Annotated in this window: 14 protein-coding genes; 3 read left to right on the forward strand and 11 right to left on the reverse strand. The window is 60.5% G+C overall.

The window, feature by feature from the left end:
- The 10 genes from J3361_RS16410 to rpsB all read right to left on the reverse strand — a co-directional run bounded on the left by J3361_RS16410 (position 1) and on the right by rpsB (position 10,476).
- Complete coding sequence (locus tag J3361_RS16410; RefSeq protein WP_003184901.1) at positions 1 to 504, reverse strand: OmpH family outer membrane protein; 504 nt, start codon at positions 502 to 504, stop codon at positions 1 to 3.
- Positions 505 to 549: 45 nt separating this feature from the next.
- Positions 550 to 2,925 (reverse strand): outer membrane protein assembly factor BamA, encoded by a 2,376-nt coding sequence (bamA, locus tag J3361_RS16415; RefSeq protein ID WP_207965453.1) that lies wholly within the window; start codon positions 2,923 to 2,925, stop codon positions 550 to 552.
- Between the two features lie 74 nt (positions 2,926 to 2,999).
- Positions 3,000 to 4,352, reverse strand: coding sequence for an RIP metalloprotease RseP (rseP, locus tag J3361_RS16420; protein ID WP_207965454.1), 1,353 nt, complete (start codon positions 4,350 to 4,352; stop codon positions 3,000 to 3,002).
- Between the two features lie 52 nt (positions 4,353 to 4,404).
- Positions 4,405 to 5,595 carry a 1-deoxy-D-xylulose-5-phosphate reductoisomerase gene (gene ispC / locus J3361_RS16425; protein WP_207965455.1) on the reverse strand — a complete coding sequence of 397 codons (1,191 nt, stop codon included), beginning with the start codon at positions 5,593 to 5,595 and terminating at the stop codon, positions 4,405 to 4,407.
- Positions 5,592 to 6,398, reverse strand: coding sequence for a phosphatidate cytidylyltransferase (locus J3361_RS16430; RefSeq protein WP_207965456.1), 807 nt, complete (start codon positions 6,396 to 6,398; stop codon positions 5,592 to 5,594). The genes ispC and J3361_RS16430 overlap by 4 nt, the downstream gene beginning before the upstream one ends.
- Positions 6,398 to 7,153: a polyprenyl diphosphate synthase gene (uppS, locus tag J3361_RS16435; RefSeq protein WP_207965457.1), complete on the reverse strand. Its 756-nt coding sequence runs from the start codon at positions 7,151 to 7,153 to the stop codon at positions 6,398 to 6,400. Before uppS ends, J3361_RS16430 begins: the two co-directional genes overlap by 1 nt.
- Positions 7,154 to 7,166: 13 nt before the next feature.
- Positions 7,167 to 7,724 (reverse strand): ribosome recycling factor, encoded by a 558-nt coding sequence (gene frr, locus J3361_RS16440; protein ID WP_060739001.1) that lies wholly within the window; start codon positions 7,722 to 7,724, stop codon positions 7,167 to 7,169.
- Complete coding sequence (gene pyrH, locus J3361_RS16445; protein WP_186705496.1) at positions 7,721 to 8,464, reverse strand: UMP kinase; 744 nt, start codon at positions 8,462 to 8,464, stop codon at positions 7,721 to 7,723. Before pyrH ends, frr begins: the two co-directional genes overlap by 4 nt.
- A gap of 212 nt (positions 8,465 to 8,676) precedes the next feature.
- The gene (tsf, locus tag J3361_RS16450) at positions 8,677 to 9,543 is read right to left on the reverse strand and encodes a translation elongation factor Ts (RefSeq protein WP_030139490.1); all 867 of its coding nucleotides are present in this window, start codon (positions 9,541 to 9,543) and stop codon (positions 8,677 to 8,679) included.
- Positions 9,544 to 9,738: 195 nt separating this feature from the next.
- Positions 9,739 to 10,476 carry a 30S ribosomal protein S2 gene (gene rpsB, locus J3361_RS16455; protein ID WP_003198231.1) on the reverse strand — a complete coding sequence of 246 codons (738 nt, stop codon included), beginning with the start codon at positions 10,474 to 10,476 and terminating at the stop codon, positions 9,739 to 9,741.
- A 432-nt stretch (positions 10,477 to 10,908) separates the two neighbouring features.
- On the opposite strand from rpsB, the gene map reads away from it, so the two are divergent.
- From map to dapC, 3 genes are all read left to right on the forward strand, one after another.
- Positions 10,909 to 11,691: a type I methionyl aminopeptidase gene (map, locus tag J3361_RS16460; protein WP_053118843.1), complete on the forward strand. Its 783-nt coding sequence runs from the start codon at positions 10,909 to 10,911 to the stop codon at positions 11,689 to 11,691.
- A gap of 53 nt (positions 11,692 to 11,744) precedes the next feature.
- A complete protein-coding gene (locus J3361_RS16465) occupies positions 11,745 to 14,447 on the forward strand; it encodes a [protein-PII] uridylyltransferase (RefSeq protein WP_207965458.1) in 2,703 nt (900 codons plus the stop codon).
- A 122-nt stretch (positions 14,448 to 14,569) separates the two neighbouring features.
- Positions 14,570 to 15,769, forward strand: a complete 1,200-nt coding sequence (dapC, locus tag J3361_RS16470) for a succinyldiaminopimelate transaminase (RefSeq protein ID WP_207965459.1) — start codon at positions 14,570 to 14,572, stop codon at positions 15,767 to 15,769.
- A gap of 383 nt (positions 15,770 to 16,152) precedes the next feature.
- Here dapC and J3361_RS16475 read toward each other — a convergent pair whose 3' ends face one another.
- Positions 16,153 to 16,512 (reverse strand): DUF6124 family protein, encoded by a 360-nt coding sequence (locus J3361_RS16475; protein WP_207965460.1) that lies wholly within the window; start codon positions 16,510 to 16,512, stop codon positions 16,153 to 16,155.
- Positions 16,513 to 16,688: the final 176 nt, after the last annotated feature.

Below are 16,688 nucleotides of genomic sequence, written 5' to 3' on the forward strand. Positions count from 1 at the left end.
TTACTTCAGCTGATTCATGCGCTCGATCACTTGGCGCGTGATGTCGTATTGAGGCTTGACATCGATCACTGCGCCACGCTCGAACACCAGGTCAAAACCACCTTTCTTGATGACTTCTTCCACAGCGCTGTCGAGTTTCGGCTTGAGTTGCTTGAGCATTTCGCGGTCGGCAACAGCTTTCGCTTCGTTCAGCTCCTTGGACTGGAACTGGAAGTCACGGGCCTTTTGCTTGAATTCAAGCTCCAGACGCTCGCGCTCACCCTGGGCCATCTTGTCGCCACCGGCGACCAGACGATCCTGAATGCCCTTGGCGCTGCTTTCCAGGCCCTTGAGCTTGGTCAGTTGCGGGCCGAATTTTTTCTCGGCATCCACGGCGTATTTCTTCGCCGCGTCGGATTCCAGCAGGGCCATCTGATAGTTCAGAACGGCGATTTTCATGTCGGCAAAAGCCGGACCTGCAACCAGTACGGTCGCCAGGAGAACCAATTGAGTCAACTTACGCACGATGTACTCCTACAAAATCCATTGTCGTTATCTTGGGCCGGACGCTTAGAACGTCTGGCCGAGGGAGAATTGGAACACTTGGGTTTCAGCGTCATCCGGCTTCTTGATCGGCATCGCCAACGCGAAGCTCAAGGGACCCAGCGCGGTGACCCAGGTCACGCCCACACCCACGGAACTGGCCAGGTTGCTCAGGCTGATGTCGTTGCACTTGGTGTCGGACTTGGTGCCGTTGGCGTTGGTGGTGTCGCTGCAACTGGAATCAAAAACGTTACCCACGTCCCAGAATACCGAGGTACGCAGGGAGCGTTGATCCTTGACGAACGGCATCGGGAACAGAACCTCGAGGCCACCCTGAATGAGCACGTTGCCACCGAACGGCAGTGGATCCTGGTCCGGGTCTGCAATTGTACCCGGGTTGTTGCCCTTGCTCGGCGTACTGCGCGGGCCCAGGGTGCTGTCCTTGAAGCCGCGTACCGAGTTGAAACCACCGGCGTAGTAGTTCTCGTAGAACGGCAGGCCGTCGGTCGAGCCGTAGCCATCACCAAAGCCCAGCTCGGTGTGCAGGCGCATGGTGTAGGTGTCGGTCAGCGGCTGGAACAGTTGGCCACGGTAGTCGAGCTTGAAGAACGACAGGTCGCTGCCTGGCGTCGTCGTCTCCAGGACCAAGCTCTGGGAATGACCACGGGTCGCCAGTACGCCTTTGTTCAACGTCGACTCGGACCAACCGGCAGACGCCTTGAAGTTCAGGTAGCTGTCGCCTTCCTTGTTCACGAAATCGAAGATCTCGTCGACGGTGTAGCGACCGGTGTTGATCTTGTCCTGCTGGGCGGTGAGGCCGAAGGTCAGGCGCGAAGTCTCGCTGATCGGGTAGCCGACGTTGGCGCCGACACCGTAGCTGTCCACCGCATAGCTGGAGATATCCGAATCCAGCTCGTCGTAGTCGGTGGTGCGGTAGAAGGCGTTGTAGCCCAGGCTCACGCCGTCCGCGGTCCAGTAGGGGTCCACGAAGCCGAAGTTGTAGCGGGTCTGGTATTCGCTGCGGGTCAAGCCGACGCTGACCTTGTTACCGGTACCCAGGAAGTTGTTCTGGGTGATCGAACCACCGAGGATCAGGCCGGCGCTCTGGGCGAAACCGACGCTGGCGGTGATCGAGCCGGAAGCTTGCTCTTCGACGCTGTAGTTCACATCGACCTGGTCATCGACGCCCGGCACGGCCGGTGTCTCGACGTTGACTTCCTTGAAGAAGCCCAGGCGTTCCAGGCGGGTCTTGGACTGGTCGATCAGGTAGGTCGACGCCCAGCCACCTTCCATCTGGCGCATTTCACGGCGCAGCACTTCGTCTTCGGACTTGGTGTTGCCACGGAAGTTGATGCGGTTGACGTAGGCACGCTTGCCCGGGTCCACGGCGAAGGTGATGTCGACGGTATGGTCTTCATCATGCGGCTGCGGCACGCCGCTGACGTTGGCGAAGGTGTAGCCCTCGTTACCCAGGCGACGGGTGATCAGCTCGGACGTGGTGGTCATCAGCTTGCGCGAGAACACCTGGCCCTTCTGCACCAGCAGCAGCGACTTGACCTGGTCCTCGGGAACCTTCAGGTCACCGCTGAGCTTGACGTCACGAACGGTGTACTTCTCGCCTTCGTTGACGTTGACGGTGATGTAGACGTGCTTCTTGTCCGGGGTGATGGACACCTGGGTCGAAGCGATGTCCATGTTGATGTAGCCACGGTCCAGGTAATAGGAACGCAGGCGCTCCAGGTCACCGGAGAGTTTTTCACGGGCGTACTTGTCATCGTTCTTGAAGAACGACAGCCAGTTGGTGGTCTTGAGTTCGAACAGGTCGATCAGGTCTTCGTCGGGGAAAACCGTGTTGCCCACCACGTTGATGTGCTGGATGGCCGCCACGGTGCCTTCGTTGATGTTGACCTTCAGGCCGACGCGGTTGCGCGGCTGCGGCACCACTTCGGTGTCGACGGTGGCCGAATAGCGGCCCTGGGCGACGTATTGGCGTTGCAGCTCGTTGCGCACGCCTTCGAGGGTGGCGCGCTGGAAGATCTCGCCTTCGGCCAGGCCGGATTGCTTGAGGCCCTTCATCAGGTCTTCAGTGGAGATCGCCTTGTTGCCTTCGATCTCGATACTGGCGACCGACGGGCGCTCGACTACCGTGATGACCAGGACATTGCCGTCACGGCCCAGCTGGATATCTTGAAAGAAGCCGGTCTTGAACAGCGCACGCGTGGATTCCACCAGGCGCCGATCATCCGCCTGCTCGCCGACGTTCAACGGCAAGGCACCAAAGACGCTACCCGCGGAAACCCGCTGGAGGCCGTTGACGCGAATATCAGAGATAGTGAAGGACTCGGCGTGAACTTCGGCGATCATCAATACGGTGAGAACCGCAGTTAGCAGCAGACGTTTCATGAAGTCCTTTCTTATTCCAACTGGCAATAAACAAACTGCCGCAAAATGCGGCAGATTCGCAATTCAGCGAAGCGTTACAGACGACCCAGATCGTTGACGAGGGCAAGCAGCATGACCCCGACCACCAAGCTGATACCGATCTGTATCCCCCAACCTTGCACCCGATCCGACAAGGGACGACCACGCGCCCACTCGATCAGATAAAACAGCAGATGCCCCCCATCCAGTACAGGGATGGGCAGCAAATTCAGAACCCCCAGGCTAATGCTCAGATAAGCAAGGAAATTCAGGAAATCAGCGACGCCCGACTGGGCAGAAGCGCCCGCCACTTTAGCAATGGTTATCGGTCCACTCAAGTTTTTTACCGAGAGCTCGCCGAACAACATTTTCTTGAGCGAGTCCAGCGTCAGGATGCTCATGGTCCAGGTACGACGCGCACCCTCGCCAATCGCCGCCACAGGGCCGAAACTGACCTCGCGGATCATTTCCGGTGGCCAGTCGACCGCCTTGACGCCCGCCCCCAGGTAACCGGTCGGCGCCTTGCTTTCGCCACGGGCGGCCAGGCTCACCGGGACGTCGATTGGAGCACCGTCGCGCTCGATGCGCAGCATAATCTTGGTATCAGGACGCACACGAACCGAATCGACCACCTGCTGCCAGTCGCTGACCGGCTGGCCATCGAGGGCCAGCAACCGATCACCGGTCTTCAGGCCGGCAGCCTGGGCCGGGCCTTTCGGGTCGAGTTCGGCGAGGATCGGCGGCAACGCCGGACGCCAGGGCTTGATCCCCAGGGAGCGGATCGGATCCGGCTCGTCGGCACCCTTGAGCCAGTTGTCCAGGATCAGTTCGCGAGGCGAGTCCACGGTGGAACCCTGCTCGCGCACCATCAACTGCAGCGAACCGCTTTCACCCAGGCGACGTACCAGTTGCAGGTTGACCGCCGCCCAGCCCGATGTCTGCTCGCCATCGATCGCGACGATTTCCTGCCCGGCACCCAGCCCGGCACGAGCCGCAACGCTGCCGGCCTCTACGCCACCGATGATCGGACGTACCTGCTCGCTGCCCAGCATCGCCAGGCCCCAGAAAAACACCAAGGCCAGCAGGAAGTTGGCAATCGGCCCCGCCGCGACGATGGCGATACGCTGACGGACGGTCTTGCGATTGAAGGATTGGTCGACCTGATCGGCCGGGACTTCGCCTTCACGCTCGTCGAGCATCTTGACGTAGCCGCCCAGCGGGATAGCCGCCACGACGAACTCGGTGCCTTTCTTGTCGTGCCAACGCAGCAACGGCATGCCAAAGCCCACGGAAAAACGCAGGACCTTGACGCCACAGCGACGCGCGACCCAGAAATGACCGAATTCGTGAAAGGTAACCAACACCCCCAGGGCAACCAGGGTGCCGACAATCATATAGAGCGCGCTCATCTGTTTTCTCCGCAATCCTGTCCAGGACAACCCTGGCTAACGTATCGCAGCTTCAACGCCCGTGGCGCTGCAGCCATTGGCCCGCCAACTCACGGGCCCTGGCATCCGCCGTAAATACCGTATCGAGGTCATCGACCGAAACCACGGCTTCAAGATTCAAGACTTCCTCGATGATACTCGCGATCTCGAGGTAACGGACACGTCCATCGAGAAACGCGGCAACGGCCACCTCATTGGCAGCATTAAGCATGGCCGGTGCACTGTTGCCCGCCTCGGCCGCCTGGCGTGCCAGGCGCAGGCAGGGGAAACGCTGCTCATCGGGCGCCTGGAAATCCAGGCGCGCGATGGCGAACAAATCCAGCGGCGCAACGCCCGAGTCGATGCGCTCCGGCCAGGCCAGGGCGTTGGCGATCGGCGTGCGCATGTCCGGGTTGCCCAACTGGGCCAGCACCGAACCGTCGACGTAGTCCACCAGGGAGTGAATCACGCTCTGGGGGTGAATCACCACCTCGACCTGCACCGGCTTGGCATCGAACAGCCAGCAGGCCTCGATCAGCTCCAGCCCCTTGTTCATCATGCTGGCCGAATCCACCGAGATCTTGCGCCCCATGGACCAGTTCGGGTGCGCACAGGCCTGCTCGGGGGAAACATGCACCAATTCTTCCAGCGGCGTCTGCCGGAACGGACCACCGGAGGCTGTCAGCAAAATCCGCCGAACCCCTACCGCGCCGAGACCGCGGGAAAAATCCCGCGGCATGCATTGAAAAATCGCATTGTGCTCGCTGTCGATCGGCAGCAACACCGAGCCACTTTTGCGTACAGCCTGCATGAACAGCGCGCCGGACATCACCAGCGCTTCTTTATTGGCCAGCAGGATCTTCTTGCCGGCTTCCACCGCCGCCAGCGTCGGACGCAAGCCCGCCGCACCGACGATCGCCGCCATCACAGCGTCGACTTCGGGGTCGGAAGCCACTTGGCAAAGCCCCTCCTCCCCTACCAGCACGAGGGTTTGCAGGCCGGCGGCGCGCAGATCGTCCTGCAACGCCCGCGCCACGCCAGCCTCAGGCACCACGGCAAACCGCGGGGTGTGGCGAATGCACAACGCCAGCAATTCACTCAAGCGCGTGAAACCACTGAGGGCGAACACCTGGTAGCGCTCCGGATGCCGACCAATGACGTCGAGCGTACTCAGGCCAATCGATCCGGTCGCGCCAAGGACAGTGATCTGCTGGGGGCGACTCACGATGCCGCCATCCACAACAGCACGGCAAAGATCGGGATCGCAGCCGTCAGGCTGTCGATGCGATCCAGCACGCCACCGTGACCGGGCAGCAGGTTACTGCTGTCCTTGATCCCGGATTGACGCTTGAACATGCTTTCGGTCAAGTCACCGACCACCGACACAAATACGATCAGGGCTGCGCCAATAAGGCCCATGAACAGTTGCGCCACCGTCCAGTCCCGCACGAAGCCGACCACGGTAGTGATCACGAGGCTCAGGGCCAGGCCACCATAGACCCCTTCCCAGCTCTTGCCAGGACTGACTTTGGGCGCCAGCTTGCGCTTGCCGAAGGCCTTGCCGGAAAAATAGGCGCCAACGTCGGCCCCCCAGACCAGCACCATCACGGCCATGATCTGCCAGTTGCCCAACGGGCCTTGCTTGATCCAGATCAACCCCTGCCAGGCCGGCAGCAGGATCAACAGGCCGATGACCAGCTTGGCCGCCGCGTTGGCCCAATGATGGGTGGTCTGCGGATAAGTCAGGACCAGGAAGGTCGCCATCGCCCACCACAGCACCGCCGCCCCCAGCACCCAGGGCGCAAGGCCGGGCACCACATACATGATGAACAGCATGGCCGCCACGGCCGCTGCGTAGGCCACCCGCGCCGACTGCGCAGGAAAACCCGCCAACCGCGCCCACTCCCAGGCACCCAGGGTCACGACCAGCCCGATGAACAGCGCAAAACCACCGCCCTCGAGCAGGAAGAAACCACCCAGGGCGATAGGCAACAGGATCAAGGCAGTGATGATTCGTTGTTTAAGCATTAAACCCGGGCTCCAGCTTCGATCTGCTCGCTCGTTTTACCGAAGCGACGCTGACGGGAAGCGAAATCGGCCAGTGCGGTGCGCATGGCTTCGTGTTTGAAGTCCGGCCAGAACAGGTCGGAGAAGTACAATTCGGCATACGCCAACTGCCAAAGCAGGAAGTTGCTGATGCGATGTTCGCCACCGGTGCGGATGCACAGGTCCGGCAACGGCAGGTCGCCGGTCGCCAGACAGGCCTGCAACAGTTCGGGGGTGATGTCTTCCGGGCGCAAGTGCCCGGCTTGGACTTCTCGCGCCAGCCGCTGGGCCGCCTGGGCAATATCCCACTGACCACCATAGTTGGCGGCGATCTGCAGGACGAACCGATTGCTGCCCGCCGTCGCGGTCTCAGCTTCGCGCATCGCCGCCTGCAACTCCGGATGGAAGCGCGAGCGATCACCGATAATGCGCAAGCTGATCTGGTTGTCGTTGAGGCGCTTGGCCTCACGCCGCAGGGCCTTGAGGAACAGGTCCATCAAGGCGCTGACTTCATCGGCCGGCCGCTGCCAGTTCTCGCTGGAGAAGGCGAACAGGGTCAATACCTCGACCCCCGCCTCGGCGCACACCTCGATGACCGCACGAACCGCGTCGACCCCCGCCTTGTGCCCGGCGACGCCGGGCATGAAGCGTTTCTTGGCCCAGCGATTGTTGCCGTCCATGATGATCGCCACGTGGCGCGGCACCGCGAACGGCACGGCCTGCTTGGTCTTTTCCATGAAAACGAGACCCTTATACGGCCATCAGGTCTTTTTCTTTCTCGTCCGTGGCCTTGGTGATCTGGGCCTCGGATTCTTTGGTCAGCTTATCGATATCAGCGATGGCACGACGCTCTTCGTCTTCACTGATTTCCTTATCCTTGACCAACTTCTTCAGCTCACCCAACGCGTCACGACGGATATTGCGCACAGCAACACGCGCATCTTCCGCTGCGCTACGGGCTTGTTTGGTGAAGCCTTTGCGCGTTTCCTCGGTGAGGGCCGGCATCGGGATCAGCAGCAGCTCCCCCAAGTTAGTTGGATTGAGGTTCAGACCGGCGCTCTGGATCGCCTTGTCTACAGCAGCGAGCATGTTGCGCTCGAAAGCCACGACCTGCAGGGTGCGCGAGTCTTTCACGGTGACGTTGGCCACGCTGCTCAGCGGTGTGTCAGTGCCGTAGTAAGGCACCATGACGCTGCCGAGGATGCTGGGGTGAGCCTTGCCGGTACGAATCTGGCCGAATGCGTGGTTCAGAGAGTCCAGGGATTTCTGCATGCGCTCTTGAGCGTCTTTTTTGATTTCATTGATCATTGTTGAGCTTCCTCGATCAGTGTTCCTTCGGCGCCGCCATGGACGATATTCAGCAGGGCGCCCGGCTTGTTCATGTTAAAGACGCGCAGCGGCATCTTGTGGTCGCGGCACAGGCAGATAGCCGTCAGGTCCATGACGCCCAGCTTGCGATCCAGTACTTCATCGTAGGTCAGATGATCGAACTTCTCGGCATGCGGGTCCTTGAACGGGTCGGCGGTATAGACGCCATCGACCTTGGTTGCCTTGAGCACGACATCGGCATCGATCTCGATCGCTCGCAGGCAGGCAGCGGAATCCGTGGTGAAGAACGGATTGCCGGTACCGGCGGCAAAAATCACCACTTCCTTGGAATTGAGGTGGCGCATGGCTTTGCGGCGGTCGTAGTGATCGGTCACGCCGACCATGGAAATGGCCGACATCACGATGGCCGAGATATTGGCACGCTCCAGCGCGTCACGCATAGCCAGGGCGTTCATCACAGTGGCCAGCATGCCCATGTGGTCGCCTGTGACCCGATCCATGCCGGCCGCGCTCAGCGCTGCGCCGCGGAACAGGTTGCCGCCGCCGATGACCAGGCCGACCTGAACGCCGATCCCGACCAACTGGCCAACTTCCAGGGCCATGCGATCCAGCACTTTCGGATCGATCCCGAACTCTTCCGAGCCCATCAGGGCCTCGCCGCTAAGCTTGAGTAGAATGCGTTTATAGCGAGCCTGATAACCACTGCCCTGCTGAGCCATTGCGAATCTCTCCTGCGGCGTATTTTCAAAAATTCTTTGCAAGCTGTTTTCAGCTTGCGTTCACTCTAGTCTGACGCTGACACAGCGCCATCGGAACACGGCTTTGTAAGCCAGTTCCGACAGGAAACCAATAAAAATCGGCATCCCCATCCAAAAAGAGGCTGCGCGCGTTAAGCGGGCAGCCTCTTCTGGGCGACGTTATGGAAACCGTCTTATTGCTTGCTGGCAGCAGCTACCTGGGCAGCAACTTCTTCTGCGAAGTTGTCGACCGGCTTCTCGATGCCTTCGCCTACTTTGAAGTAGGTGAACGAAACGATTTCAGCGCCGGCTTTCTTCGCCAGATCGCCGACCTTGATTTCCGGGTTCTTGACGAAAGCCTGCTCAACCAGGCTGGCTTCGGCCAGGAACTTGGAGATACGGCCGCTGACCATTTTTTCGGCGATTTCAGCAGGCTTGCCTTTCAGCTTCTCTTCGTTCAGCTGCAGGAAAACGCCTTTCTCGCGCTCGATCGCTTCAGCCGAAACGTCCGAAGGCAGCAGGAACTCAGGGTTGGTTGCAGCCACGTGCATGGCGATGTCTTTCGCCAGCTCGGTATCGCCGCCCTTCAGGACAACCGCAACACCGATCTTGTTGCCGTGCAGGTAGGTACCGACCACGTCGCCTTCAACGCGAACCAGACGACGGATGTTGACGTTTTCACCGGTCTTGCCAACCAGTACCAGGCGCGCTTCTTCCTGAGCTTCGATCAGCGGAGCTGCGTCGGTCAGTTTGTCAGCGAAGGCTTTATCGACGCTGGCAGCAACGAATGCCTTGAAGTCATCCTGCAGAGCCAGGAAGTCGGTCTGGGAGTTGACTTCCAGCAGAACGGCGGCTTTACCGTCGTCCTTGATAGCGATGGCGCCTTCAGCGGCAACGTTGCCAGCTTTCTTGGCCGCCTTGATGGCGCCCGAAGCACGCATGTCATCAATGGCTTTCTCGATGTCGCCGCCAGCCTTGGTCAAGGCTTTCTTGCAATCCATCATGCCTTCGCCGGTACGCTCGCGCAGTTCTTTAACCAACGCTGCAGTAATCTCTGCCATTTCAAAATCCTCTTGGATAGGTTTTCAACCATTCCACCCGACCGAACGGGCGATCAATTCTTCCCGGAAAACCACTGCTTATAGGCCGCGGCAGGTTACAAACAAGTCACTGCGCTGGCGGCAAATGGTTTTCGAGGTGGCAAAAAGGGGGCCAAGCCCCCTTTTTGCTTACTGAGTCAACGCCAGGGGCGTCGATTACTCAGCGGCTGCTGCCGGAGCTTCTTCAGCGAAGACTTCGGTGCCGCCGTTAACGTTGTTGCGACCACGGATCACAGCGTCAGCCATCGAACCCATGTACAGCTGGATGGCGCGGATGGCGTCATCGTTGCCTGGGATGATGTAGTCAACGCCTTCCGGGCTGCTGTTGGTGTCGACAACGCCGATGACCGGGATACCCAGCTTGTTGGCTTCGGTGATCGCGATGCGCTCGTGATCAACGTCGATCACGAACAGTGCGTCAGGCAGACCGCCCATGTCCTTGATACCGCCCAGGGAGCGGTCCAGCTTCTCAAGATCGCGAGTGCGCATCAGCGCTTCTTTCTTGGTCAGCTTGGCGAAAGTACCGTCTTCGGACTGGACTTCAAGGTCACGCAGACGCTTGATGGAAGCGCGAATGGTCTTGAAGTTGGTCAGCATGCCGCCCAACCAGCGGTGATCGACGTACGGCGAACCGCAACGTGCTGCTTCTTCAGCAACGATCTTGCCAGCGGAACGCTTGGTGCCGACGAACAGAATCTTGTTTTTGCCCTGGGCCAGGCGTTCTACGAAGGTCAGTGCTTCGTTGAACATCGGCAGGGTTTTTTCAAGGTTGATGATGTGGATCTTGTTACGCGCGCCGAAAATGTACTTGCCCATTTTCGGGTTCCAGTAACGGGTCTGGTGACCGAAGTGCACACCGGCCTTCAGCATATCGCGCATGTTGACTTGGGACATGATAGTTCCTTGATAAGTCGGGTTTGGCCTCCACGTATCCCAATGACCAACCAGCGGCTATATAAGCCGAAGGCACCCAGGTCATCGTGTCGACACGTGTGTGGATTTAAGCTTACGGGGTCATCCCCGGAAAGCGGCGCATTTTATACCACAGCAAGGGCGAAAACGGAACACGGATTCTCAAATCCCTGTGGCGAGGGGATTGTGGGAGCAAGGCTTGCCCGCGAAGAGGCGATGCGGTCCTTTAGAAATCGAGTCGCCTGGATCGCGAGCAAGCTTTGCTCCCACTCTCGCGCCCAGGCCACAGAGTTCCGGGCTGGGGAGTTCTTTGTACTGATCGTCTGTTAGAATCGCCTCTTTCAGGGCCGCACGAATCATCACCCGCCGCCCATTTCGTTTTGAACAGCGCCGTCGGGCGCAGAGAGAGCCTGTATGACCGTTACCCTCAAGACGCCCGAGGACATCGCCAAAATGCGTGTCGCCGGCAAACTCGCCGCCGAAGTGCTGGAGATGATCGCCGACTACGTCAAGCCGGGCGTGACCACCGAAGAGCTGGACCGCATCTGCCACGACTACATCGTCAACGAGCAGAAAGCCATCCCCGCCCCGCTCAACTACAAAGGCTTCCCGAAGTCGATCTGCACCTCGATCAATCATGTGGTCTGCCACGGTATCCCCAACGAGAAACCGTTGAAGGATGGCGACACCCTGAACATCGATGTCACCGTCATCAAAGACGGCTATCACGGCGACACCAGCCGCATGTTCCATGTCGGCAACGTACCGGAGTGGGCCCAACGCCTGTCCAAGGTCACCCAGGAATGCATGTACATGGCCATCGAACTGGTGAAACCGGGCTGCCGCCTGGGGGACATCGGCGAAGTGATCCAGAAGCACGCGCAGAAGAACGGTTTCTCGGTGGTGCGCGAATTCTGCGGCCACGGCATCGGCAAGGTGTTCCACGAAGAACCGCAGATCCTGCACTACGGCCGCGCCGGCACCGGCATGGAACTGCAGGCAGGCATGACTTTCACCATCGAGCCGATGATCAACCAGGGCCGCGCCGACACCAAGGTGCTGGGCGACGGCTGGACCGCCATCACCAAGGACCGCAAGTTGTCGGCCCAGTGGGAACACACCCTGCTGGTCACCGAGACTGGCTACGAAATCTTCACCCTGCGCAGCGATGACACCATCGCGCGCGTTTCCGCCTGATCCTAACCCAGCCTATAGATCCAACAGATATAGATAGAAAGGAAAGCCATTCAATGCCGCAGGTGGATCCCGAACTCTTCGACCGCGGCCAGTTCCAGGCAGAACTGGCCCTGAAGGCAAGCCCCATCTCGGCGTTCAAGAAGGCCATCCGCCAGGCCCATGAAGTGCTCGACCAGCGCTTTCGCAATGGCCGGGACATTCGTCGGCTGATCGAGGACCGCGCCTGGTTCGTCGATAACATCCTGCAAAAGGCCTGGGAGCAGTTCGATTGGAGCGAGGATGCCGACATCGCCCTGGTGGCGGTGGGCGGCTATGGGCGCGGCGAGCTGCACCCCTACTCCGACATCGACCTGCTGATCCTGCTGGACAGCGCCGATCATGAAATTTTCCGCGACTCCATCGAGCGCTTCCTGACGCTGTTGTGGGACATCGGCCTGGAAGTCGGCCAAAGCGTGCGTTCGGTGCAGGAATGCGCCGACGAGGCCCGCGCCGACCTGACAGTGATCACCAACCTGATGGAAAGCCGCACCGTTGCCGGCCCCGAGCACCTGCGCCAGCGCATGCTCGATGTCACCAGCACAGAGCACATGTGGCCCAGCAAGGACTTTTTCCTGGCCAAGCACGCCGAGCAGAAGGCCCGTCACCACAAGTACAACGACACCGAATACAACCTGGAACCCAACGTCAAGGGCTCGCCCGGCGGGCTGCGGGACATCCAGACGATCCTGTGGGTCGCCCGCCGCCAATACGGCACGCTGAACCTGCGCGCCCTGGCCGGGGAAGGTTTCCTGGTGGAAAGCGAAAACGCCTTGCTGGCCTCTTCCCAGGAATTCTTGTGGAAGGTCCGCTACGCCCTGCACATGCTTGCCGGGCGCTCCGAGGATCGCCTGCTGTTCGATCACCAGCGCTCCATCGCCGGCCTGCTGGGTTTCGAGGGGCAAGATGCCAAGCAGTCCATCGAAAACTTCATGCAGCAGTACTACCGCGTGGTGATGAGCATCGCCCAGCTCAGCGAACTGATCATCCAGCACTTCGAGGAAGTCATCCTCTCCCCCGAGGACGAAGAGCCGCCGCAGCCGATCAACTCGCGTTTTCAGTTGCACGACGGCTACATCGAAGCGCGTCACGACTATGTGTTCCGCCGCACGCCGTTCGCCATGCTCGAAATCTTCGTGCTCATGGCCCAGCAGCCGGAAATCAAGGGCGTACGCGCCGATACCATCCGCCTGCTGCGGGAAAACCGTCATCTGATCGATGACGATTTCCGTCACGACATCCGCAACACCAGCCTGTTCATCGAGTTGTTCAAGTGCCGGATCGGCGTGCACCGCAACCTGCGCCGGATGAACCGCTACGGAATCCTCGGGCGTTACCTGCCGGAGTTCGGCTTCATCGTCGGGCAGATGCAGCACGACCTGTTCCACATCTATACGGTCGATGCCCACACGCTGAACCTGATCAAGCACCTGCGTAAGCTGCAGTACACCCAGGTGTCAGAGAAATTCCCGCTGGCCAGCAAGCTGATGGCCAAGTTACCCAAGCCCGAACTGATCTACATGGCCGGGCTGTACCACGACATCGGCAAGGGCCGCCCGGGCGATCACTCCGAGATCGGCGCGGTGGACGCCGAGGCGTTCTGCCAGCGCCATCAACTGCCCCTGTGGGACAGCCGGCTGATCGTCTGGCTGGTGCAGAACCATTTGGTGATGTCCACCACCGCCCAGCGCAAGGACTTGTCCGACCCGCAGGTGATCCACGACTTCGCCCAGGTCGTCGGCGATGAAACGCGCCTGGATTACCTCTACGTGCTGACCGTGGCCGACATCAACGCCACCAACCCGAGCTTGTGGAATTCCTGGCGCGCCAGCCTGCTGCGCCAGCTCTACACCGAGACCAAGCGGGCCTTGCGCCGCGGCCTGGAAAACCCAGTGGACCGCGAAGAGCAGATCCGTCGCACCCAAAGCGCGGCCTTGGACATCCTGGTCCGCGGCGGCACCGACCCGGACGATGTCGAGCAGCTCTGGTCGCAATTGGGCGATGATTATTTCCTGCGCCACACCGCCGGCGACGTGGCCTGGCACAGCGACGCGATCCTGCAGCAACCGGCCGATGGCGGGCCGCTGGTGCTGATCAAGGAAACCACCCAGCGCGAGTTCGAGGGCGGTACGCAGATCTTCATCTACGCCCCGGACCAGCACGACTTCTTCGCCGTGACCGTGGCGGCGATGGACCAGCTCAACCTGAACATCCATGACGCCCGGGTCATCACCTCCAGCAGCCAGTTCACCCTCGACACCTACATCGTGCTCGACACCGACGGCGACTCGATTGGCGACAACCCGGCGCGGGTCAAGCAGATTCGCGACGGCCTCACCGAGGCCCTGCGTAACCCGGCGGACTACCCGACCATCATCCAGCGCCGGGTGCCGCGCCAGCTCAAGCACTTCGCCTTCGCGCCCCAGGTGACGATCCACAACGACGCCCAGCGCCAGGTCACCGTGCTGGAACTCAGCGCCCCGGATCGCCCAGGCCTGCTGGCGCGGGTCGGCCATATTTTCCTGGAATTCGACCTGTCGCTGCAAAACGCCAAGATCGCCACCCTCGGCGAACGGGTGGAAGACGTATTTTTCATTACCGACGCTCACAACCAGCCGTTGTCCGATCCGCAACTGTGCAGCCGCTTGCAGGAAGCGATCGTGCAGCACTTGAGCGTCAACCAGGAGCCTGATGCCCACCTGACACGCATCAGCATCTGAACGAACACATGTCCCCTGTGGGAGCGAGCCTGCTCGCGATGGCGGCGGAACATCCAGCATTGATGCTTCCTGATACACCGCTATCGCGAGCAAGCCCGCTCCCACATTGAACGAGGCCCTCAATGAACAACGCTCTGAACCAGCTCCAGCCCTACCCGTTCGAAAAGCTCCGCGCCCTGCTCGGCAGCGTCACGCCCAACCCGGACAAGCGCCCAATCGCTCTGTCCATCGGCGAGCCCAAGCATCGCTCGCCCAGCTTCGTGGCCGAGGCCCTGGCCAGCAACCTGGAAAAAATGGCGGTGTACCCGACCACCCTCGGCATCCCGGAACTGCGTGAAGCCATCACCGGCTGGTGCGAGCGCCGCTTCAACGTGCCGAATGGCTGGCTCGACCCGGCGCGCCATGTTCTGCCGGTCAACGGCACTCGTGAAGCCTTGTTCGCCTTCACCCAGACCGTGGTCAACCGTGGCGACGACGCCTTGGTGGTGAGCCCGAACCCGTTCTACCAAATCTACGAAGGCGCAGCGTTCCTGGCCGGCGCCAAGCCGCATTACCTGCCGTGCCTGGACACTAATGGCTTCAATCCGGATTTCGATGCCGTCTCACCGGAGATCTGGAAACGCTGCCAGATCCTGTTCCTGTGCTCGCCTGGTAACCCGACCGGCGCGCTGATCCCGGTGGACGTGCTGAAGAAACTCATCGCCCTGGCGGATGAATATGACTTCGTCATCGCCTCGGACGAGTGCTACAGCGAATTGTATTTTGACGAACAGACCCCGCCGCCGGGGCTGCTTACCGCTTGTGTCGAACTCGGTCGCAAGGACTTCAAGCGCTGCGTGGTGTTCCACAGCCTGTCCAAACGCTCCAACCTGCCGGGCCTGCGCTCCGGTTTCGTGGCCGGCGACGCGGACATCCTCAAGGGCTTCCTGCTGTACCGCACCTACCACGGCTGCGCGATGCCGGTTCAGACGCAATTGGCGAGCATTGCCGCGTGGAACGACGAAGTCCACGTACGGGCCAACCGCGCGCTGTACCGGGAAAAGTTCGATGCGGTGCTGGAAATCCTCAGCCCAGTGCTGGACGTGCAGCGCCCGGATGGCAGCTTCTACTTGTGGCCAAATGTGGCGGGCGATGACGCAGCCTTCTGCCGGGACCTGTTCGAACAGGAACACGTGACCGTCGTCCCTGGCTCGTACCTGTCCCGCGATGTCGACGGCGTCAACCCAGGCGCCGGCCGCGTGCGCATGGCCCTGGTCGCGCCATTGGCTGAATGCGTGGAAGCGGCGGAGCGGATTCGCGCGTTCATCCAGCGTCGGGGTTGATGGCTATATCGCACTGAAGCGGACCGCTGTTGTGGCGAGGGAGCTTGCTCCCGCTGGGCTGCGTAGCGGCCCGTGAAGCAGTCAACTCAATCTGCCTGACGTACCGCGCTGCCCGGTTTCAGGGCCGCTTCGCGCCCCAGCGGGAGCAAGCTCCCTCGCCACGAGGGCTTGGTGTCGCCCCCATGTCTGTGAACCCACAAATCCCCTGCGGGAGCGGGCTTGCTCGCGAAAGCGGTGGTTCAGCTCGCATCCATGTTGGATGGGCCTACGTCTTCGCGAGCAAGCTCGCTCCCATAGAGGCTGGTGTCGATCACGAGTTCTGTGAACAACACCCAACCACTGTGGGAGCGAGCCTGCTCGCGATGAGGCCGGCACTTATTGCATCAAGTCCGAAGCTCTACCCGATCCAGGCACTTGTTCGCCAACAACATCCCCAACTCAATCATCTGGGCCACTCCCAATGCTACATGTCGTCGCGAGCCGTCCTGATCGAAGGCAAGGTCGTTGAGCATTGCATTGGCCGAAGCCAGGGTTTCGCTGAGGTTGGCCAGCAACACTTCGGTGTCGATACCGTCAGCCACAGTGAATAACTGTACTGAAGGCTTGGGTTCTGACTTGCTGTCGTCAGGTTTGAGGTATTGATCCAGCACACGGTCAGCAGCCTCTTGCAGCTTTTCTGGGGCGTAGTCGCCGTAAGGGAAAGTGGAGGCTGGCTTTGGTGGATTTTGGGGTTCTTTGATCATCGAATTGCTTGCTCCCTAGAGCTGAAGATGTAAAGCCCTGCACTTGGATTGTGCAGAAGCCCGTGCTCCTAGAGATGTTCGGATTCTCACGTCCGGTCGCTGAATTGGCAGCGACACCCAGAGGCTAGAGCCCTCGCTTCCGACGGACAACCTTAAAAACGTGTCGGAAACTTCGG

Source organism: Pseudomonas sp. OA65, assembly GCF_017498305.1.
Lineage (GTDB): Bacteria > Pseudomonadota > Gammaproteobacteria > Pseudomonadales > Pseudomonadaceae > Aquipseudomonas > Aquipseudomonas zanjanensis.